This is a genomic window from Streptosporangium sp. NPDC001681 (assembly GCF_040298085.1).
Taxonomy (GTDB): Bacteria; Actinomycetota; Actinomycetes; order Streptosporangiales; family Streptosporangiaceae; genus Streptosporangium.
On sequence record NZ_JBEOZN010000029.1, the window covers coordinates 1 to 20,685 of the forward strand.

General features: G+C 69.0%; 18 protein-coding genes. 6 read left to right on the plus strand and 12 right to left on the minus strand.

Annotation, left to right across the window (positions count from 1 at the left end):
• Together ABT130_RS15765 and ABT130_RS15770 are read right to left on the minus strand one after the other, a co-directional pair.
• On the minus strand, positions 1-1,037 hold a 1,037-nt coding region (locus ABT130_RS15765; RefSeq protein ID WP_350956056.1), incomplete at its 3' end, for a glycosyltransferase family 2 protein.
• 151 nt (positions 1,038-1,188) lie between these two features.
• The gene (locus ABT130_RS15770) at positions 1,189-2,667 is read right to left on the minus strand and encodes an NAD(P)/FAD-dependent oxidoreductase (protein WP_350911511.1); all 1,479 of its coding nucleotides are present in this window, start codon (positions 2,665-2,667) and stop codon (positions 1,189-1,191) included.
• A gap of 459 nt (positions 2,668-3,126) precedes the next feature.
• Here ABT130_RS15770 and ABT130_RS15775 point away from each other — a divergent pair, with 459 nt between their 5' ends.
• From ABT130_RS15775 to ABT130_RS15790, 4 genes are all read left to right on the plus strand, one after another.
• A complete protein-coding gene (locus ABT130_RS15775; RefSeq protein ID WP_350956058.1) occupies positions 3,127-6,537 on the plus strand; it encodes a bifunctional glycosyltransferase/CDP-glycerol:glycerophosphate glycerophosphotransferase in 3,411 nt (1,136 codons plus the stop codon).
• 204 nt (positions 6,538-6,741) lie between these two features.
• Entirely contained in the window at positions 6,742-7,683 is a 942-nt protein-coding gene (locus tag ABT130_RS15780; protein ID WP_350956060.1) for a CDP-alcohol phosphatidyltransferase family protein, read from the plus strand.
• 25 nt (positions 7,684-7,708) lie between these two features.
• Positions 7,709-8,719 carry a sulfotransferase family protein gene (locus ABT130_RS15785; RefSeq protein ID WP_350911517.1) on the plus strand — a complete coding sequence of 337 codons (1,011 nt, stop codon included), beginning with the start codon at positions 7,709-7,711 and terminating at the stop codon, positions 8,717-8,719.
• A gap of 1 nt (position 8,720) precedes the next feature.
• Positions 8,721-9,764, plus strand: coding sequence for a sulfotransferase family protein (locus ABT130_RS15790; protein ID WP_350911519.1), 1,044 nt, complete (start codon positions 8,721-8,723; stop codon positions 9,762-9,764).
• On the opposite strand, the gene ABT130_RS15795 is transcribed toward ABT130_RS15790, so the two are convergent.
• From ABT130_RS15795 to ABT130_RS15810, 4 genes are all read right to left on the minus strand, one after another.
• Positions 9,754-10,911: a glycosyltransferase gene (locus ABT130_RS15795; protein WP_350956062.1), complete on the minus strand. Its 1,158-nt coding sequence runs from the start codon at positions 10,909-10,911 to the stop codon at positions 9,754-9,756. The two genes, ABT130_RS15790 and ABT130_RS15795, sit on opposite strands and share 11 nt — an antisense overlap.
• A complete protein-coding gene (locus ABT130_RS15800; RefSeq protein WP_350956064.1) occupies positions 10,908-13,730 on the minus strand; it encodes a bifunctional glycosyltransferase/CDP-glycerol:glycerophosphate glycerophosphotransferase in 2,823 nt (940 codons plus the stop codon). Before ABT130_RS15800 ends, ABT130_RS15795 begins: the two co-directional genes overlap by 4 nt.
• A gap of 282 nt (positions 13,731-14,012) precedes the next feature.
• Positions 14,013-14,576, minus strand: a complete 564-nt coding sequence (locus tag ABT130_RS15805) for a VapC50 family PIN domain-containing toxin (protein ID WP_350956066.1) — start codon at positions 14,574-14,576, stop codon at positions 14,013-14,015.
• 18 nt (positions 14,577-14,594) lie between these two features.
• A complete protein-coding gene (locus ABT130_RS15810; protein WP_350956068.1) occupies positions 14,595-15,101 on the minus strand; it encodes a helix-turn-helix domain-containing protein in 507 nt (168 codons plus the stop codon).
• A 137-nt stretch (positions 15,102-15,238) separates the two neighbouring features.
• Here ABT130_RS15810 and ABT130_RS15815 point away from each other — a divergent pair, with 137 nt between their 5' ends.
• Entirely contained in the window at positions 15,239-15,454 is a 216-nt protein-coding gene (locus ABT130_RS15815) for a dihydrofolate reductase family protein (protein ID WP_350956070.1), read from the plus strand.
• Positions 15,455-15,523: 69 nt separating this feature from the next.
• On the opposite strand, the gene ABT130_RS15820 is transcribed toward ABT130_RS15815, so the two are convergent.
• The 6 genes from ABT130_RS15820 to ABT130_RS15845 all read right to left on the minus strand — a co-directional run bounded on the left by ABT130_RS15820 (position 15,524) and on the right by ABT130_RS15845 (position 19,242).
• Positions 15,524-15,652: a hypothetical protein gene (locus ABT130_RS15820; protein ID WP_350956072.1), complete on the minus strand. Its 129-nt coding sequence runs from the start codon at positions 15,650-15,652 to the stop codon at positions 15,524-15,526.
• A 162-nt stretch (positions 15,653-15,814) separates the two neighbouring features.
• A complete protein-coding gene (locus tag ABT130_RS15825) occupies positions 15,815-16,639 on the minus strand; it encodes a hypothetical protein (RefSeq protein ID WP_350956074.1) in 825 nt (274 codons plus the stop codon).
• 172 nt (positions 16,640-16,811) lie between these two features.
• Positions 16,812-17,273: a type II 3-dehydroquinate dehydratase gene (aroQ, locus tag ABT130_RS15830; protein WP_350956076.1), complete on the minus strand. Its 462-nt coding sequence runs from the start codon at positions 17,271-17,273 to the stop codon at positions 16,812-16,814.
• A 99-nt stretch (positions 17,274-17,372) separates the two neighbouring features.
• Positions 17,373-18,143 (minus strand): hypothetical protein, encoded by a 771-nt coding sequence (locus tag ABT130_RS15835; protein ID WP_350956078.1) that lies wholly within the window; start codon positions 18,141-18,143, stop codon positions 17,373-17,375.
• On the minus strand, positions 18,140-18,508 hold the full coding sequence (locus tag ABT130_RS15840) for a PadR family transcriptional regulator (RefSeq protein ID WP_350956080.1): 369 nt from the start codon (positions 18,506-18,508) through the stop codon (positions 18,140-18,142). The genes ABT130_RS15835 and ABT130_RS15840 overlap by 4 nt, the downstream gene beginning before the upstream one ends.
• 14 nt (positions 18,509-18,522) lie before the next feature.
• Complete coding sequence (locus ABT130_RS15845; RefSeq protein ID WP_350956082.1) at positions 18,523-19,242, minus strand: CPBP family intramembrane glutamic endopeptidase; 720 nt, start codon at positions 19,240-19,242, stop codon at positions 18,523-18,525.
• A gap of 514 nt (positions 19,243-19,756) precedes the next feature.
• Between ABT130_RS15845 and ABT130_RS15850 the strand changes: the two genes are divergently transcribed.
• Positions 19,757-20,611: an LLM class flavin-dependent oxidoreductase gene (locus ABT130_RS15850; RefSeq protein WP_350956084.1), complete on the plus strand. Its 855-nt coding sequence runs from the start codon at positions 19,757-19,759 to the stop codon at positions 20,609-20,611.
• Positions 20,612-20,685: the final 74 nt, after the last annotated feature.

Genomic DNA, 20,685 nt, shown 5'->3' on the forward strand with positions numbered 1-20,685 from the left:
GGGCGGTCCGCCCGGGGCGGCACCGAGTGCCTGGCCCCCAGCTCGACGGCGGCGAGCGCCGCCTCGGCGCCGCGCCGCTCGCGGACGAGCTGGAGGCAGACCCGCTCGGCCCTGCTCAGCCGCCCGATCGCCGCGGGTTCGAGCGTGTCCACGTACGGGATGACGAGGTCGGCGAACTCGGCGATCCACGCCGGGTCACGCTGGGGCAGGTCGCCCAGGTAGAGGCGGAGGTCGTGGGAGAGGAAGCGGAAGTCCTTGTCCTCCTTGAGATCGAGGGAGTGGGTGGCGGCCAGCACGCGATCGCTCAGCACGGCGGCCGTGACGCGCTGGCGCACGTTCTCCAGCTCGTGCCGCCGCGACGAGATCGACCTGGTCGCGGGCGTGGCGGCGAGCAGCCAGCGGTAGACGGGCCACGGTACGACGGCGAACAGCTTGCTGCGGCAGAACAGCTCCGTCGACCAGACGATGTCCTCGTGGTGGATGTCCTCGTGGAACCGGATGCCGGTGCCGTCCAGGAAGGTCCGCCGGTACAGCTTGTTGGTGGCCAGGCAGTTGAAGAGGAGTTCGGGTTCGGCGCGGATGTCGTCCACGATCCGGCGCTCCGCGAACAGCCGGGGGTACCAGAGGGTGACGGCGCCACTCGCCTCGTCGACGCGTTCCACGGTGCCCATGACGAAGTCGGCGCCGGTCGCCTCCGCCTCCAGCAGCAGGCTCTTGCAGGCGTGCCTGGGCAGCTCGTCGTCACTGTCGAGGAACATCAGGAAGGGTGCGCGGGCGGCGTCCATGCCCGCGTTGCGGGGGGCGCCGCAGCCGCCGCTGTTGGCGGGCAGCCGCAGGTAGCGGACCCGGTCGTCCTCCTCGGCGAGCGCCTTGGCCACCGCGGGGGTGTCGTCGCCCGAGCAGTCGTCCACGACGATCACTTCGAGGTTCTTGAGCGTCTGGTCGAGTACGGAGCGCACGGCCCGGGGTAACCGGGGTGCGTCGTTGTAGGTGATGACGATCACGCTGACGTCCGGGACCGTGTAACGCTGTGTCATGATGCGCAACTCCAGGGCGGCTGGGAGGAGAGCCTTGACCCGCAACGGCCGGCAGCGGCCGGGCAAGGCGTCATGGGATTGCCGGTTTCGGTGTTCCGCCGGTGTCTGTCGGCGTCCGTCGGTGACGGGTGGTGGATGAGCGGCCGTCAGGTCAGGGAGCCGTCGGGCCGAGGAGGACGGGGGCGTCGCGGCCGGTGCCCCTCGCGGTCCGGTGGCCCGCGCGCTCCTCGTGGTACTCCGCGTCGACGTTGACCTCCCAGACGTCGTGCCTGGCGCCGTCGACGAGGTTCTCCACGGTCAGCATCGCGGTGAGCATGGAGTGGTCCTGGTTGTTGTACCGGTGCATGCCGTTGCGGCCGACCGGGTGGATCCGCGGCCACTCCACGTCGAGATACTTCCTGAGCACCTCCACGTTGTGGACGTAGCCGGCGTCGTAGACCGGGTAGGCCTTCGGCATCCGCACCACGTAGCCCCGCTGGACCTCACCGGGGGTGACCAGGCCCAGGTGCTCCAGCTCCCGGGTGCCGAACGCGACGAGGTCGTCGTCGGGCATCCGCCACAGGTCGTCGCCCTCGTTGACGAAGTACTCCAGGCCGAGGCAGGTCCGTCCGGCCCGGACCAGGTACGGCGACCAGGAACCGTAGTTCTGCACCCGGCCGAGCCGCACCTCGGGGGAGTGGATGTAGATCCAGTTGTCGGGGAAGGAGAACCGCTCGGGGACGACCAGCGCGACGGTGAGGAAGTCGCGGTACCTCAGCCCCGCGGCCGCCTCGGCGACGATGTCCGGCACGTCGGGCCCGAACGCGTGGATCAGGGTGCTGAGCGGCATCGAGGAGATGAGGTTGTCGCAGTACACCTCGCGGGTGGTGCCCTCGCCCTCGCCCGTGCGGACGGTGAGGGCCAGCCGGCCCCGGTGGCGGCGGACGCGCTCGACCCGGGTGCCGAGGCGCACCGTGGAACCCAGCTCGCGGACCCGGTCGGCGCAGGCCTCCCACATCATGCCCGGCCCCAGCTTGGGGTAGCGGAACTCCTCGATGAGGCTGGTGACCTCCTTGCTGTTCCTTCCGGGCAGCAGCGCGCCGGCGATCGCCCTGCCCAGGGAGAGGTTCCTGATCCGCTGCGCGGCCCAGTCGGCCTGGATGCTCTCCGCGGGGACGCCCCACACCTTCTCGGTGTAGGTCTTGAAGAAGATCCCGTAGAGCCGGCTGCCGAACCTGGCCGTGACCCAGCCCTCGAAGGTGGACTGGTCCGCGGGCGGCCTGATCCGGGCCCAGGCGTAGGAGCCGACACATCGTGCGGATTCCAGGACACCGAGATTGCGCAGGGCGTTGGAGGCCCTGAGCGGGTAGTCGTAGAAACGGCCCCCGTAGTGGATGCGGCTCATCCTCGGGCGGAGCAGGAAGTCCTCCTCGTCGAGGATCTCGTTCCAGAAGTCCGTCACCCGCGACACCTTCGTGAAGAAGCGGTGTCCGCCGATGTCGAAGCGCCAGCCGTCGCGTTCCTCGGTCCGGCTGATCCCGCCGACCACCCGGTCGGCTTCGAAGACCTCGCACGGGTGTCCTCGCCGGGCCAGCTCGTAGGCCGCGGTGAGCCCGGCGGGCCCCGCTCCCACGACGACTGTTGAGTCCATGCGCTTCCCCCCGCGAATGCCGTTTCCTGCGATCTCGCCCGTCTCGGTCACCCGATCGTGTCGGACGGTCAGGGGGGACTGAAGGGTCATTACGACTTACTAGGACGTGTGCATTCCCAGCCTTGACCAGGACATGGCGTAGGCGTTGCCGCACCGCGGGCCGGAGGCGGGGGGCGGCCGGGTGCGAGAGATGGTCAAGTCTCGGTCTGCTCAGTCCATCGCGGTCATATTTTGGGCGCGCCCCATCGGCCGCGAAGCCATGCTGCTGACGTGACGTCCACCTCGCGCGCATGGCCGCCGGGTCGTGCCGGCGGGCACCCGGGTCTTCCGCCGAGCCCCGCCACGCGCCCGGGACGTCCTCCACGATGAGTGGATCTTCACCTGCGTGGCGTGTCCGGTGTTCGCGCGGACGGACCGGACTGTGAGCTTTCGACTACCGGAGGACCGATCGTGGCCCCAGTGAGCATCATCGTGCCCATCTACGACGTGGAACCGTACCTTGAGGCGTGTCTGGAGTCGTTGGTCGCGCAGACCTGGAGTGACATCGAGGTCGTCATGGTGGACGACGGTTCTCCCGACTCCAGCGCGGAGATCGCCGAGGCGTTCGCCGCGCGCGACGCGCGGTTCCGGCTGATCCGGCAGGAGAACGCGGGCCTGGGCACCGCGCGCAACACCGGCATAAGACACGCCACCGGCGAGTTCCTCGCCTTTGTCGACAGCGACGACATGCTCCCGTTGACGGCGATCGAGACGATGGCGTGCAGCCTTCAGGAGAGCGGTTCCGATTTCGCCACCGGCAACGTGCTGCGTTTCAGCGGGCAGGGGGTGCGCCAGTCGGCGATGCACAAGACGATCTTCGCCAACTCCGCCCGGCGAACCCACGTGACCCGTGACGAGATCCTGCTCAAGGACCGGCTGGTCACGAACAAGCTCTGGCGCCGCTCCTTCTGGGACGAGCACGGGCTGAACTTCCCCGAGGGGGTGCTCTGGGAGGACATCGCGGTCTCCCTGCCCGCCCACTTCCTGGCCGGGGCGGTGGACGTGCTCTCCACCCCGGTCTACCTGTGGCGGGAGCGGGAGGGGGAGAGCGTCTCGATCACCCAGAACCGGGGGCACGTCAAGGGGATCGAGGACCGGTTCGCCGCCGTCAACTCCGTGCGCCGCTTCCTGACCGACACCGGCAGGGCCGAGCACCTGCCCGCGTGGGACCGGATGGTCCTCGACAGCGACCTGCCGAACTTCCTGCAGGTGCTCGACCAGGCGGGCGAGGAGTTCCAGCAGCGCTTCCTCGACCTGGCCTGTGCCTACCTCGACCAGGCGGGGCCGAAGGTCCTCTCGCGCATCCCCGCGCAGCGCCGGGCGAAGTGGGCGCTGGTACGACAGCGCCGGATGGACGACCTGGTCCAGCTGCTGGAGTGGGACAGGACGGTCAAGCCGACGGTCCGGGTCGGCGGCGGCGGCATCCGCGGGTACCACCTCAACAGTCCGGTACCCGTCGAGCGGTCCGCAATCCGGATGCGCGAGGAGCTTGACCTGCGGCAGCGGGTGGACGGCCTGGCCTGGAAGGACGACAGGCTGATCGTCGAGGGCAGGGTCTCGCTGCGCTACCTGCGTCCCCGCCGGCGGATCCAGCAGCACATCTTCGCCTGGCTGGTCCCCGAGGGGGCCGGGCGCAGGATCCGGCTCCCGGTCACGGTCAAACGTGGTCTGTCGCTGGTGGACACGGGTCCGCGCAGGCGCAAGGACTGGTGCGGGTTCCGGCTGGCCGTCGACCCGGCAGGGCTTCCCGCCGGCTCGTCCTGGCATGTCGACCTGTGCGTACTGTCCCGGGGCCTGCTGCGGAGAGGCAGGCTGGCCCAGCCGAGTCCGGCCGCGCGGCGGCTGGAGCTCACCGATGACGAGTCGGGGAGCGTGGCGTGGACGGAGTGGACGCCGGCCGAGGAGTTCAGGCTCAGGGTGGAGCGGCCCGGCGGCCGGGTCACCGGTCACCGGGTGGCCGAGGGCAGGCTGCGGGTCACCGGCCGGTGCGGCGACGACCTCGGCGCCGCACCGGTGCTGCGGCTGACCCGGCCGCAGGGCGGCCGCGACCGGCGCTACCCGATGGCCATCTCGGACGGCACCTTCGAAGCGGTGATCGACCTCGACGAGGTGCTGTCCGAGCGCTGGCCCGACCTGGACCCGGCGAGCCTGGAGATGAGCGCGCTCAACCCCGGGGCCGAATGGCACTTCGAGGTCGTCCCGGAGCAGGGCGACGCCCGGCCGCTGATCGTCGAGCGTGACGTGGAGCGCGGCCTGCACCGGCTCCGCGGCCGGGACGTGGTGCTCGACAGGTCGCGGACGGGCGGGCTGGTGCTGCGCGAGCAGCGGCCGACGTTCTACGTGGAGCGGGTGGAGTGGACCGAGCGGGGGCACCTGGCGCTGACCGGGGCCGCGATGCGCCCCATCGACGGCCAGGCGTGGCTGGTCCTCACCTCGCGCAACCGGTTCAACGAGCGGCTCTTCCCGATCGTCGGCGGCAGCGCCACGGTGACGCCCGAGGGGACCGCCACGCTCGGCGGGTGGCTACCGCTGCCGGCGGGCACGCACGGTTTCGCGATCCGTACCGACGCGGGCGACATGCGGGTGGAGTTCCGGCTGTCCGCGCCGCTGGAGCACGTCTCCGCCACCCGTACGTTCACCTTCGACACCGACCTGACCTCCGAGGCCGTCTTCACGGTGAGTGACGACCTGCGCGCCTCGGGCAGGCCGAAGCAGCAGCGACTGCTGCGCGAGGACTTCTATCCGGCCAAGCGTCAGGAGGCGCTGCGGCCCGCCGTCCTCTTCGACAGCTACGCCGGCAGGCAGTTCTCCGACAGCCCGAAGGCGATCTACGAGGAGCTGGTGCGGCGGGGCGCCGACCTGGAGTTCATGTGGGTGGTCAGGGACGGGCAGGTGGAGCTGCCCGAGGGGGTGGCGCCGATCCGGCGGTACGGGCGGGAGTTCTACGACGCGCTGGCCCGCTGCCGGTACATCGTCACCAACAGCCACCTGCCCTCCTGGTTCGAGCGCAGGCCGGACCAGACGGTGCTGCAGACCTGGCGCGGCACCCCGCTGAAGCGCGTCGGCTTCGACATCGAGAAGGTGCTGTTCGCCAGGCCCGACCATCACGAGCGGCTGGCCAGGACCGTCGCCAGGTGGAGCCATCTGATCTCGCCGAGCCCCTGGTGCACCTCGGTCCTGGACAGCGCCCTGCGGTTCGAGGGGGAGATCCTGGAGATCGGCTCTCCCCGAGCCGACCTGCTCCGCCGCGACGGAGCCGCGGAGATCCGGGAGCGGCTCGGCCTGCCCGAGGGCAGGAAGGTGATTCTGTACGCCCCGACGTGGCGCGACGACAAGTTCTACAGCAGAGGGCGCTACCGGCTCGACCTGCGTCTGGACCTGCAGCGGATGTCCGAGGAACTCGGTGACGACCATGTGCTCATGATCCGCAAGCACCCGAGCGTCACCGACAGGGTGCCCCGGATCGGCAGGGACTTCGTCCTCGATGTCTCGATATATCCGGATATCCAGGAGCTTTACCTGGTCGCGGACATGCTGATCACGGACTACTCGTCGGCGATGTTCGACTTCGCGGTGACCGGCAAGCCGATGCTGTTCTACACCTATGACCTGGAGCGCTACCGCGACGAGGTGCGCGGCTTCAACTTCGACTTCGAGGCCGAGGCCCCGGGCCCGCTGCTGCGCACGACCGAGGAGGTGGTGGAAGCCGTACGGGACGTCGACGAGGTGCGCACCAAGTACCTGAGGCTGTACGACGCCTTCACCGCCAGGTTCTGCCCGCTGGAGGACGGCGGCGCGGCGGCGCGGGCGGTGGATCGGATCTTCCGGTAGCCGCGCCCGCCTCGCGAGAACGGCGGGCCCGGAGCGAAGGCGACTGACGGTTCCGGAGAAAGGCCGGGGAACCCCTCCCCGGCCTTTCATGTCTCCAAAGCAGCCGATCACTGTGGCGCGGGTCGGTCAAGAAGTGGCATGGAGATCTTCCAGTAGTTACAGAGCGTAGATGACAGGAGGCGTGGCGTGGCCATGCTGGGACGCATGAGGGCCTATTCGTTGGACGACGTCCACGCGACCCGGAAACGAAAAGACTCCTGGTGGACCGTTTTCCTGGTTGACCCGGTGGCGTGCAGGCTCACCCTGCTCGTCGCCAACCACACGTCCATCACCCCCAACGGGCTCACTCGCTTCTCCCTGATTCTCGGGATGTGCTCGGCGATCTGCTTCGCGGCCGGACGGCTGGTGCCGGGGGCACTGCTGTTCTACCTGAGCTTCATGGTCGACTGCATGGACGGGAAGATCGCCCGGCTCAAGGGGACGGGCACCGCGTTCGGACTCTGGCTCGACTACGTGGGCGACCGGATCAGGGTGGTCTGCTGCGCCGCGGGGCTGGCGTCCGGGCAGTACGCGGTGACGGGGGACATCGCCTACATCCTGCTCGGCGCGGGGGTGGCGGTGCTCGACCTGTTCCGTTACGTGAACGCGCCGCAGATGAAGCGCGTGCGCGAGGTGGTCAAGGAGAACCGGCTCGGCCGCCTGGCGGCCGTCGAGTCCGTGGTGGCCCCGGGACACGTCAGGCCCGCGGAGGCCGTGGTGGCCGCCGGACACGCCGGGCACGTCAGGTCCGTCGAGGTCGTCATGCCCCGCGAGGCCATCACGCCCCGCGAGCCGATGCGGGTCGTCCCCTTCGAGGGCCGGCGGCCGGGGCCGCGGGGCGGCAAGCGAAAGAAGCTGCCCCGCAGGTTCGGCCGCCTGCTGGCCCGCCACCGGGTGCGGAGCCATCTGATCAGCGGCATCGAGTTCCACGCCGCGGTGTTCGTGGTCGCCCCGCTGGTCGGGAGGGTCGCCCTGGTGCCCCTCGCGGTCGCCTCCGGGACGCTGCTTCTGCTGAACGAGGTCTTCCTGATCTATCGAATGTGGCTCTTCTCCCGGGTGGTGCCCGCCGCGCCGCTGGTGGAGAAGGTGCCGCGCGTATCTGTTTGACCAAGCTTTACGGGGGTTCGTTGTCATGCAGTCCGACCGCCCGATCTTCGTGATCGGTTGTCCACGTTCAGGCACCACCATGTTGCAGCTGATGCTGCACTCGCATCCACGTATCGCGGTGCCTCCGGAGACACGGTTCGTGGTGCCCGGCTACTACCGCAGGTTCTCCTTCGGGGACCTGCGCGAGGAACGGAACCGGCGCAGGGTCGGCCGGTGGATCGTGAGCGACAAGGACACCAAGTTCAAGGAGCTCAAGCTCGACGGGGACAGGCTGATCGACGACATCGTCGCGGGGCCGCCGACGCTGGGCTCGGCGATGGGCATCACCTTCCGCTCGTACGCCGAGCAGTACGGCAAGAGCCGCTGGGGTGACAAGCGGCCCAGCTACTACCACCACGTGGACCTGTTGACCAGGCTCTTCCCCGACGCCCAGTTCGTGCACCTGATCAGGGACGGCCGCGACTGCGTGGCGTCGCTGAAGGAGATGCCCTGGTACACCAAGGACGTCTTCCACGCGGTGGTCAACTGGAGTGAGGCGATCGACTACGGCCGCCACCATGCCAAGAAGCTCCCCGCGGACAGCTACTACGAGCTGCGCTACGAGGACCTGACCGCCTATCCGGAGACCGAGCTGAGCAAGCTCTGCGAGTTCCTCGGCGAGGACTACGACCCGGCGATGTCCGAGCCGTACCACGTCGCCAGGGTGGCGATCCCGCAGCACAAGGTCTGGCACAGCAACACCCACGGCGATGTCACGACCGCCAGGGCGGGGTCGTGGAAGGCCAGGCTGGAGCCCTGGGAGATCTCGGTCTGCGAGACGGTCCTGGCCGAGCGGCTGACCGCCAACGGCTACGAGCTGAGCGGCGCGCCCAAGGCGGGCAAGGCCCACATCCAGGCGTGCGAGAAGGCCGCTTCCAAACGACGCTGGGCGCGCAGGCGCAAGGAGTTCCGCGACCGCGTCAATCGGTTCCGCGAGCCGAGCCCGGTGGCCGCGAGGCTCACCAGCCGGCAGCTCGGCGAGCTGGCGAAGGTCTGACGTGAAGCCCGACCGCCCGATCTTCATCCTGGGCTGTCCCCGTTCGGGGACGACGATGCTGCAGCTGATGCTGCACGCCCACCCACGCGTCGCCATCCCGCCGGAGACCCGGTTCATGGTCTCCACCTACCAGCGGCGGCTCCAGTTCGGCGACCTCAACGACGCGGAGCACCGGCGCGAGCTGGCCGAGTGGGTGGTCGACCGGCGCCAGACCCGCTTCCACGAGCTGAACCTGGACCGCGACGAGGTGCTCGGACAGATCGTCGACGGGCCGCCGACGCTCGGCTCCGCGCTGGGCATCGTGCTGCGCGCCTACGCGACCAGGCACGGCAAGGCGCGCTGGGGTGACAAGCGGCCCTCGTACTTCCAGTACACCGACGTGCTGCTCCGGCTCTTTCCCGACGCCCAGTTCGTGCACCTGGTCAGGGACGGCCGGGACTGCGTGGCGTCGCTGAAGGAGATGCCCTGGTACAACGGGAGCGTCTACAGCGCGGTCTCCGCCTGGGCCGAGGCGATCGACTTCGCCAGGCACGGCGCGCCGAGGCTTCCCGAGGGCAGCTACCACGAGCTGCGCTACGAGGATCTGACCGCCGAGCCGGAGGCTCACCTGCGCAGGCTGTGCGAGTTCCTCGGCGAGGACTTCCACCCGTCCATGTGCGACCCGGCCGCGGTGGCCGGCATCGCCGTACCCGTCAGAAAGACCTGGCACGCGCGCACCTACGGCGAGGTGACCACCGCGCGGACCGGTTCCTGGCGCGAGCGGCTCGACCCCGGCGAGGTCTCGCTCTGCGAGAGCGTGCTCGGCGACCGCCTGGAGACCTACGGGTACGAGCTCAGCGGGGCGCCGAGGATCGAGACCTCTCGGCTGGTCTCCTACGAGCGGACCGCGGCCAAGCGGAAGCTGGCCCGGGTCAAGCGGGTCACCTTCGACCGGCTGATGCGGCTCCGCGAGCCGAACCCGCTGGGGGCGCGGCTCACCTCCGCCCAGATCGTGCTGGCGGGAGTGCCGATGCCACGCAACGAGCCGGTGGCGGTCACCGGGTGACCTGCTCGAACAGGGCCTCCCACCGATCCAGCACGCGATCGGGCCGGAACGTCTCGACGTGAGTGCGGGCGGCGGCTCCCAACCGCCGCCGCTCCTCGGCCGAGGCCATCAGCTCGGCCAGCGCGGCGGCGAGCGCGGTCACGTCGGCCGGGGGCACCAGCACTCCGGTCTCCCCGTCCAGTACGAGTGACCTGAGCCCCCCCGACACGTCGAACGCCACCGAGGGCACCCCGTAGGACGCCGCCTCGCCGATCACCAGCGGCAGCCCCTCGTGCTCGCTGGCCAGCGCCAGCACCGACCCGCCCAGATACTCCTCGCCCATCAGGGGCGCGGGCACCGTGCCACGGAAGATCACCCGGTCGCTCACCTCGCATTCCGCGGCGTGCGAGGTGAGCCGCTGCCGCTCGGTCCCCTCACCGATCAGGTGCAGCTCCCAGCCCTCGCCCGCCTCGCGGCGGGCCTCGGCGAGGTCCGCCCGCAACTCGGGCTCGCCGGGGGCGGAACGGCCACAGGCCTGGGCGAAGGCCGAGATCAGCCGGTCGAACCGCTTCACGCCCTCCAGCCTGCCGATCCCGAGTACCCGGCGGGCGGTCAGCTCGGCGGTCCTCGACGGCCAGGCGAACAGCGGGTTCGGGATGGACCAGGTGTTGGGCAGCAGCGCGTGCTCGGCGAAGAGCCACGCGTCCCGCTCGCTGAGGAAGACCGCCTTCTCCAGGGTGCCGTAGTGGTCGCGGACCGAGTCGAGGTGCCAGGAGCCCCGGGCATGCTCGTACGACCCGTGGTACTGCCCGATCGGCAGCAGCCGCTCGGGCAGCAGGGCCCTGATCCGGGCGACCACGCTGGGCGAGGAGAGCACGGCGAACCCCGGCCCCACCTCGCGCAGCAGCCTGCCGAGCTCCCGGTGCTCACGGCGCCGGCCCAGCGGTGACAGCCTGCTCACCGGAGTGCGGTGGATCACGTGGCTGGTGTAACGCGGCCGCTCCACGTAGCGGAAGGGGCTCCTGGCGCGGTGCAGTCCGATCACGTGCACCTCGCGGCCCCGTTCGGCGAGCCCCTGAGCCACGGTGTGGGTGACCCGCTGGACGCCGCCCAGGGTGTCGGCGTCCACGCAGGCGAACACGACCGCCCCCGCGCGCCCGCCGCTCACCCTGACCACCTGGGCAGTTGGATCGGCCGCCGCACCCCCGGCAGATGCCCCAGCCCGCCAGGGGGGCGCCGCTCCCGTCCGCCGGGCGCCCGGGGAGCCTGCACGGGTACCTGGACCGAGGGGAGGTCGAAGAAGGCGTCCACCACCTTCGCCGAGGCGTGGCCCTTCTCCTCCGCGCACCACATCCTGCGGAACGCGATGTACCTGGCGGCGAAGGAGACGGTCACGCCGTCGAGGTCGCGCAGCGCCTCGATCAGCTCCTCGGTGGTGGTCAGGCAGGGGCCGGGGGCGATCGCGGGCAGGTCGTGGTAGACCCCGCGTTCCACCCTGCGGTACTCGTCCCAGTCGTCGATCAGGAACAGCATCGGCCGCCCGGTGATCGCGTAGTCGCACATCAGCGACGAGTAGTCGGTCAGCAGCGCGTCCGAGAGCAGTATCAGGTCGTTGACCTCGGGGTACGACCCGGCCTCGCGGACGAAGTGGCGCAGCTGCTCGGGCACCTCGAACCGCTCGACCGGGTGGGTGCGCAGGACCACCGTCCAGTCGCCGGCCAGGGCCTCGGCCATCGCGGACAGGTCGGCCCTGACCGACTCGCCGGACCCCTTGGCCCGGTCGCGGTAGGTGGGGGCGTACAGCAGCACCCTGGACCAGTGCGGGATCTCCAGCCGCTCCCTCGCCCGCCTGGCCGCCTCCCGGTCACCGTGCACGAGCACGTCGCAGCGGGGCGAGCCGTGGCGCAGCAGCCGCCCCCGGTAGCCGTTGGAGGGCACGAACACCCGCTCGAACTCGGCGCTGGGCGAGACCAGCGCGTCCCAGCGCTCCACCGCGGCCCGCCAGGTCGCCCTCGGCCCGTCGAAGTCGGCGCGCAGGTCGGGCGCGTCGAAGCCGACCGACTTGATGCCCTGGCCGTGCCAGGTCTGCAGGTAGCGCGTGCGCGGCGGCTTGGGATAGGCCAGCGGCATGCCGTGGCTGTCGACCCAGTAGCCCGCCCTGGCCATGGTCCAGATGTGCCGCCAGCTCATCCGCCGTACCAGCCTGGCGTCGGGAGGAAAGCCGTGCGCGGTCCCGGCCGCCGACCAGACCACCCGCAACGGCGTGCCCCGCCGCCTGAGCTCCTCGTAGATGTAGCGCGGGTTCCCGGTGTACCCGGCGCCGACGTCGGACTCGAACAGGGCCAGATCCCGGCGGGGCGGCAGTACGGAGATCAGCCCTTTGTAGACGCGAAGCTTCACCTCGGGGCCGTCCATCCTGCGCAGCAGCCTCAGGCCGACCCGCCCCACCCGGGCCAGCTGCCTGAGCGCTCCCCGGCGGCGCCAGCGCAACCGCAGGAACGCGGCGATCCCCTCCGCGCCGACGGTGACCTCGTGCCACGGGACGACGACGACGAACGGCGGGCTGGACGAATCGACCAGCAACTGGTCGGAGGTGATCCTCCCGTCGGGGTTGACGATCTCGACCACCGGCTCGTGGCGGCCGTCGCAGCCCAGACGGCCGGGGCTGAGCGCGGCGAGGTCGATCGTCGCCTCGCTCAGCAGACCGCCGTCGTCCCGCTCGCGCGGCGCCAGCCGTATCCGGTGCCTCCCGGCGCGCAGGAACGCGGTCCAGCCGGGGGTGGCGGCGAGCACCCCGAACGGGTCGTAGGTCCTGATCACCAGCCTGAGCACGGTGCTCTCGCCGGTGACGACCGCCTCGTGGCGCAACCTGGAGGCGCTGTAGGGCAGCTCGGCCATCCGGAGCGAGGTGATCTCCCGCATCTCGTCGGGGACCGTGCCCCAGTAGGTGCGTCCCTCCTCGCGCAGGGCGACCCGCGGCGGTGCCTTCGGCCCGTTCAGCGAAGCGGCGGCTACCAGGAGCTCGTCAGGCCGGTCGGCGAGGATGAAACTACAGCAGACCCTGATGAGCGGGTCGATCGTCTCGAACACCACCGGGTCGAGCTCGGACAGGTAGGGGCGGATCACCGAGACGAACTCCTCGACCCACGCGAGGTCCCGCGCGGGCAGCGGGTTGAGGTAGACCCGCAGGTCCTGGCGGAGGAACCGGCGCTGCCGCTCGTGCACCAGGCCCCCGAGGCCGTTGTCGCGCAGGATGTCGTCGCTCAGCCGGGCCGCCCTGATCCTGGAGCGGACGTTGGACATGTCGGTCAGGCTCAGCGAGATCGACAATCGCGCGTCGCTCTCCGCCGAGGCCCGGTGCCAGAGGTAGACCACCCACGGAACCACGGCGAACCGCCGCGCCGCGCAGTACAGGGCGGTGCTGAAGACGTGGTCCTCGTAGTGCATGTCCTCGGGGAACGGCAACCGCCGCAGCAACTCGGCCCGGTAGAGCTTGTTGGTGCTGAAGGAGTCGAGGAACATCTCCGGCTCCTCGGTGATCCCCTCGACGGTCCTGCGTCTGGCGAACAGGGCCGGGTAGTAGCGCGCGGTCTTCCCGCTCTTCTCGTACAGCCGGGCGATCTGCCCGGTGACGAAGTCGGCACCGGTCCGCTCGATCTCCAGCAGCATGCTCTTGCAGGCGTGCCGGGTCAGCTCGTCGTCGCTGTCCAGGAACATCACGTACGGCGCCCGCGCCGCCGCCACGCCCCTGTTCCGCGGGGTCCCGCACCCCCCGCTGTTGACCTCCCCGCGCAGGTAGCGGACCCGCGCGTCCTTCCGCTGCAGCTGCCGGGCGACTTGCTCGGTCTCGTCGGTGCTGGCGTCGTCGGCGATGATCACCTCGATGTTGCGCAGCGACTGCCGGAGCACGGACCGCACGGCCCTGGGCAGCCGCGCGGCATCGTTGTAGGTAATCACCACAACACTGCACTCCGGGACATTGATCACACCCCGAGGTATCCCCGAGAAAAAGTAACCGGTTGTCCCACTTGTCCACTGATAACACTCTTTTTGATGCTCTATGGGACAGGTAGTCCCGCTTCGACCGGGGCTGATCCGTAGGATTCGGACTGCCGAGCACTGCCCGGACCGCACCAACCGAGGTCATCGGACAGACCTCGCCCACCTCTTCGTTATGTGTTCGCGAGCACACGAGCTATGAGGTCGCGGCTCTCACCTGCGCTGCTCGCTATGGGCCTGAGCTTTTCGAACACTCGGGTGTAAGGATTCTTACATTTTAAACAGCGAACGTGCGGTGGCGGCAAAAACAGGGGTGCCGCAGTTCTCCAGCGAACTCAGCACATCCTCTGTGGACATGGAGGAATGAGGCGGTTTGCCGGTTGAACTCGCTTGCTCCCGCAGCACCTGGAGGATGACGTCTGGCGCCTGCTCCAGGTTGTGACACAGGAATGTGTCAGGGTGTTGGACCTCAACATCGAGATGGTCGCATGCCGAGCTTGGGAAATCGCGTAAGTTGAGGGTCACGACCACATCGGCATGGCCACGAACCGCAGCGGCCAGGACGTGGCGGTCCTTGACGTGGTTCCCCATCGAGTCCTCGAGAGGCTCCCATCCCTTGACCATGGCTTCGGGGAAGGCGCCTCGGACGAATGACAACGTACGGTCTACGAGCTTTTCGGAGCGCCCGTTTCTCACCAGGGCGCCTCGAACCTCCGCCAGTATCCGCTCGCTCCACAGAGGTTGGTAGATGCCGGCTTCCGCGGTTCTTAAGAGAGTGTCTCGCAGTGCGTTGGGATAGAGCACGCAGGCATCGAGCACGGCAGAGAACGGCACCGGAACAGCATAGGCTGTTCAGAACTCGCCGGCGGGCTTGTCGTACGTACCCGCATCTACGGAATCCGCGGTGAGTTCATCCAACAGCCGTCGCCGCTCTATGCGTCGCCTTTCCTTAAAAGCAAGGACATCTGTGAGCTTTACTCGCCGATGTGCTCCAGGGCGATCTGTCGCACGTTGGTGGGGAATTTCCCCATTTTCTAGGAGCTTTACCAGAGTTGGTCTGGAGATTCCCAGCAGCTCGGCTGCCTCATAGGTGGACATTGTCATGTGCTGTGGTGCGACAGTGACAGCCAGGCCCTTTGACAGGGCCTCCGCTACTTGCAGGAGAGCTTGATAGACCTGCATTGGCAGCGGAAGGGATGGTGATCCATCTGGGCCGGTGAGTAGTGCTGGACAGTCGGCTACCGATCGCCCCCGCCTGCGCAGTTCCTCGACCAGATCAACGATGGCCGCCTGAGTCTGAGGATCTTCTTCCGGGAGAAACGTCCTGGCGTCTGCCGCGGCCAACGACGTGTCGCCCATGTGAGTCCTCCGTCACCGCACGTTGCTGTACGTGAACAGTACCCCAAAACGAAACTAATGAAAACCTGCTTCGTTGATCAACGGTAGTGGTGGAACGATGGTCGATGGAGGCTACGACGCGAAAGATCTTCTCGTTCATGATGAGCACTCTCGACGGGTATTTCGAGGGGCGGAACCAGGATCTCGGCTGGCACAACGTCGACGAGCTGCGGATCATGGTGAACCCGGTCGCCCTCGGCGAGGGCACCCCGCTCTTCGGGACCGCGAAGGCCAGGATCGACCTGAAGCTGCTGAAGACACGGCCTTTCGACTCCGGCAACGTCCTGCACTTCTACCGGCCCGCCACCGCCTGACGCCGGCCAGGATCAAGGCGCAGCGAGGGCGGGTCGGGGGCTGAAGGACTACGAGGAGCCTGTGGTCGGTCACCCCGGGGACATCCTGTGCGGGGCGTCGATGGCGAGGCGGTAGCCGTCCACGCCGAGGCCGACGATGGTGCCGCTCAAGGCGGGGCGGGCCACGGCCGCGGCCATCCCCGGCGCCCGACTGGTCACCTACCCGGGCATGGGCCACGACCTGCCCAGAGCTCTCTGGCCCACGATCCTGGACGAGATTCACGCTCTGACCCTGCGAGCCGCTACCGGGCACAGCGCGGGAAGCAGGCGAGTTCGGCTTCAGTGATCGAGGTAAAAAAGGGGAGCTCCCAGCCTCACCTGTCACCTGATCAGATTGGCCGACTCGACGCCGGGCACCCCGAGCATCGCCTGGCCTGCCGCGCGGGCCTTGGCCGGGTCGTCCAAACGTGCGTAGAGCCTTTCGGGGACATCGTTGATCGTCAGGTACTGCTCGGGGTAATAGTGCTTGATCAGCCGCAGTCCGAACGCCCTGTCCTGGAGGAAGACCTCCTGCACCCCGTCCTGCTCCCGCAGTCGTGCCACGACCGCGTCACGTTGCGCGTCGGTGGCGGCGCCGTTCCGGCACGCCGCGAGGGTGCGGCTGAGCCCGCACAGGTTCACCTGGAGATCGGCTGTGCCCTTCCAGAAGTTCTCGCTGGACCGCTGCACATCCACGACGCCGGGCTTTCCGGCGAGCTGCCGCCTGACCGCCTCGAAGTCCGCCGCGCGGTGCACCTTTCCGTCGATTCGGGCAGGCCAAGTCCATGCCGGGTTCTCCCCGCCGATCGAGGTTTCGCTGGTCCGGGCCAGGATCTCCTCAGGCGTCACCACCGCGGACGACGCCACCTCGGGGATCTCGTGAACAAGCGCGGCCACCTGATCGATCGTGCCCGCCGTGCAACTCGGGTGCTCCTTCAGGCAGAGCTGGACGATGAAACCGAGCATCGGCGGCAACGCCACGTCCGGCGGCGGGGAGGGCAGTAACGACTGCTGGTAGAGATACCACCCGCCCGTACCGAGGCCCGTCAGCGCGACGGCCGCCGCCACCGTGATCGCAAGCAGCCGCCGATGCGCGGCGGCCCAGGTCCGCAGCCACGGCTCTCGTTCCCCACCGAAGGACAGTTCGTCGGTCTCTCCGTACGTCATGAAACGACTATCGCGATCACGATCAACGCTGGTCAAGCCACTGTTCTGCGGGCGTTCAGCGCTGGGAGCCTGGCGGGTTCCCGACAGCCGGGGACTTGTCAGGCCCCCGAAGAACCCCTCTGGTCTCCTGCTCAAACCTATGTGGCAAGGACTACGAGGAGCCTGTGGTCGGTCACCTCAGGGACATCCTGTGCAGGGCGTCGATGGCGAGGCGGTAGCCGTCCACGCCGAGGCCGACGATGGTGCCGCGCGCGACGGGGGAGATGTACGAGTGGTGGCGGAAGGACTCGCGGCGGTGCACGTTGGAGATGTGCACCTCGACGAGCGGTAGCTCGGTGCCCTCGATGGCATCGTGCAGGGCGATCGAGGTGTGGGTGTAGGCCCCGGGGTTGAAGACCGCGCCGATGACCTCACCGGCCTTGACCCGCGCCCCGGCCTCGTGGATCCAGTCGATCAGCTGGCCCTCGTGGTTGGACTGACGGAAGACCAGGTCCAGGCCGAGCCGAGTGGCCTCCTCGCGGCACAGTTCCTCGACGTCCGGCAGCGTCATGGTGCCGTAGACCTCGGGTCTGCGGGTGCCGAGCAGGTTCAGGTTCGGGCCGTTGAGCACGTGTACGCCGGTCACGGGGATCATTCTCGCTCATCCGCAGGGCCGGCGGTGCCGGCAGGCCGAGGGGCGATCTCCCGTTTCCACGGCATCCCTGCGGATCGGGCGCCGTGCCCGATCCGGTGCTCAGCGATTCCTGTCGTGTCGTCGAGCGACCAGCCACAGCGCGGCCATCACGGCCAGCGCGGCCACGGCCATTCCGGTGAGCGCACCCAGGATGGTGTCGAGGCTCTCGTCGATGGGGTCGAACTCTACTCCGACGACCTGAAACATCAGCACCAGGGCCCCCGCCGCCAGCGCCGTCGTCGCCAGCAGGCCGGCGATGAAAGCGTGGTACTTCGGACTGAGGAAGATGCTGCGCCCCGGGGGGCGCGGCGGCGCGGTCAGCTCCGCGGCGGGTCCCAGGCTGGCGGCCTTGGGCCGCTTGAAGTACTCGAAGCACACCCACCTGCCGCACGGCTCCCAGCCGTCGGGGGCGAGCAGGTCGAGCACGCTCTGGCGGCGGCCGGGCGAGACCAGCTCTCTGCGGTACTCCCACTGCTGGGGGTGCTCGGGGTCTCGGGCGCTGACGAACAGACCCTTCGCATCGACCCCGTCGACCTCCCAGCCCTGGGCGCCGTACTCGTTGAGCATGCTGACGTCGTGGAACAGGTCGGCGGTCCAGCGCCAGGTACGGGCGTCCGCGGCGGGCGGGGGCGAGGTGACGGCCAGCTCGCGGGCCAGCTCGGCCACCGGGCCGAACTCCTCCTCGGGGTCGCCGCTGCCGCTCTCGGCGAGGTAGCCGGCGAGGTCGTCCAGCATGGCCCTGACCCGGTCGGTGGGCATGCCCGCCTCGGCCAGAACCACGGCGAGCTCGTCGAAGTAGTCACCTGCGGTCTCGTTGACGTAGTCGTTCATCGAACTCTCCCTTCGGGTGAACTCGTGGGCTCAATGTGGCCCTTGGCCAGTACGGTGCGTACCGATTCGTTGAAGTTCAGCCAGAGCCCGCCCTGCTCGGCGAGTGTTCGCCTGCCCTGTTCGGTGAGCCGGTAGTAGCGGCGGCCAGGCCCGCGCTCGGTCACCCGGAACTCGGCGGTGACCAGCCCCGCCTCCTCCAGCCGGTTGAGCACCGGGTAGAGCGTGCCGCCCTTGATCTGACCGAGACCGGCCTCGGCGAGGTCTTTGGCGATCTCGTAGCCGTAGTTCTCGCCGGCCGTCAGGCTGGCGAGAACCAGCAGGTCGAGTACGCCCTTGAGCCAGCTCGCACGTCGGTCGCTCATCATGGTAGCGATCCTATCTAGCCTGCGTTCCCGACTAGCTCACGTCGCGGCTGCGGGGTGAACACCAGGCCGCGAAGGTCGATCAGCGCGTGCAACAGGATCGGCATGAGCAGGCTGCCGGTCCTCAGGTAGAGCAAGGTCAGGCCGAAGCCGACCAGGGTGACCGCGAGCATGCCGCGCCAGCCCTGGTAGAGGTGGCCGGCGACGAACACCGCCAGCGCGCAGCAGGCCGCGACCTCCGTGCTCAGGCCGAGCGCGCCCGTGCCGACCGCGATGAGCAGGCCTCGGTAGACGATCTCCTCGGTGATGCCGGCGGTCACCGACAGGCCCGCGGCGTACCAGCGCTCGGCCGTGGTGCGCGGCAGCAGGTGGTTGAAGGCCTGCCAGCCGGGGATGGGCTTGCCCTTGGCGGCCAGCCGCCTGAAGACGAGCACGCCGGCCGCGGCGGCGACCAGGAAGCCGACGATCGTGCCGAGGGTGTCGTCCAGTGGCTCCGTGATCACCAGGCCGATGTCCGCGGCGTCGAGGTTCGGCTCCACGGCGACGATGAGCAGCGCCACGGCGGCCAGCGTCCACAGCTCGGCGCTCCAGAGCGTGAACATCCGGCGGTAGGCCATGGGGTCCTGGTCACGAGTGCGGGCCAGCCTGTCGTAGGTGTGCTTGCCGAGCAGGGGGCTGGCGACGGCCAGGTAGCCGACGAGGACGACTGCCAGGACAAGCGTCAAGGGGGATGACAAGGGAGACCTCCAAAGGTGCTCTGCTACCTAGACCGTAGAGCAAGCTAGTTAGATATACAACCTATGTTGCAGTGAAGGGATGCAAGGGGACGGACTCGGCGAGGGCACCCCGCTCTTCGGGACCGCGGCGGGCAGGATCGACCTGAGACTGCTGTCCGGTAAGGACCGGATCACTTTCTGCCGGGGTGAGCGTCCCCGCTGTGGCGGGCTCTGGGGCGCCGCCCTCACCGCGGCGCGGTCCAGGTGGCGGTCATGTCCGCCGCGACGTCGCGCAGGACGTCAGGCTGCGCGTCCGTGCGGACCTCGCCGGTGGCGCCCAGGGAGTCGACCACGAACATCGACCGATCCCTGTCCGGGTGACACGCATCGCCGTACGACTGTTCGTGCGTGCGCGCACGCTTTACGCATATAACCATCTGACCAGGTCTTTTATCGAACAGTGAGTCTGTACGGTGGGTGATGATTGTCCGGAATCAAGGGATCACACAACGCTGGGCCTGGAGGGGGCGATCCCATGAAAATAGGTTTCGGCCTGCCGGTAAGCGACCCCGTGTGCCTGCTCAGCTGGGCCCGGCGCGCCGACGTCGGCCCCTTTTCGACCCTCGGTCTGCTCGACCGCATCGTGTACGACAACCCGGAGGCGATGGTCACTCTGGCGGCCATCGCGGGGGCCACCTCACGGATCCGCGTACAGACCGAAGTGCTGATCCCGCCCTTGCGTGCGACCGCCCTGCTCGCCAAGCAGGCCGCGACCCTGGATCGGATTTCCGGTGGTCGCTTCACCCTCGGCGTGGGGGTCGGGGCACGCGAGGACGACTACCGGGCCGTGGACGTCCAGGTCCGTGGCCGGGGGAGCCACCTGGATGAGCAGATGGCAGCTCTCCGGCGCGTCTGGGAGGGCGAGCCGTACGCCCAGGGCATCGGACCGATCGGCCCCGCCCCGGCCCGCCGGGGCGGACCCGAAGTGCTGTTCGGAGGCTTCGTTCCCGCCACCGTCGAGCGCATCGCTCGCTGGGGCGACGGATTCCTCGGTGCTCATCTCACGCCGGAACAGATGGGGCAGTTCTACCGAGCCGTCGAGGCGTCGTGGCAGGCCGCCGGGCGTGCCGGTCGTCCTCGGCTGGTGGCCCAGTCCAACGCCGCCCTCGGCCCCGAATCAGTCGTGGACGAGGCGAAACGTGCCCTCGGTGACTATTACCGCTTCATGGGGGACGGCGCGAAGGAGGTGGTCGACGAGATGCTCACCACACCGGAAGCGATCCGGCAGGCCGTCACCGCGTACGGCGAGATCGGCGCCGACGAGGTCATGCTCTACTGCTGGTCCTCCGACGTGGACCAGATCGACCGTGTCGCCGACACCGTCACCTGACGGGGTCCTTGGCGGTCCAAGCTTGGGGAAGGCAGGAAGGTTGTTTGGGGCTGGGGTGGGGGCGGGGGCGGTAG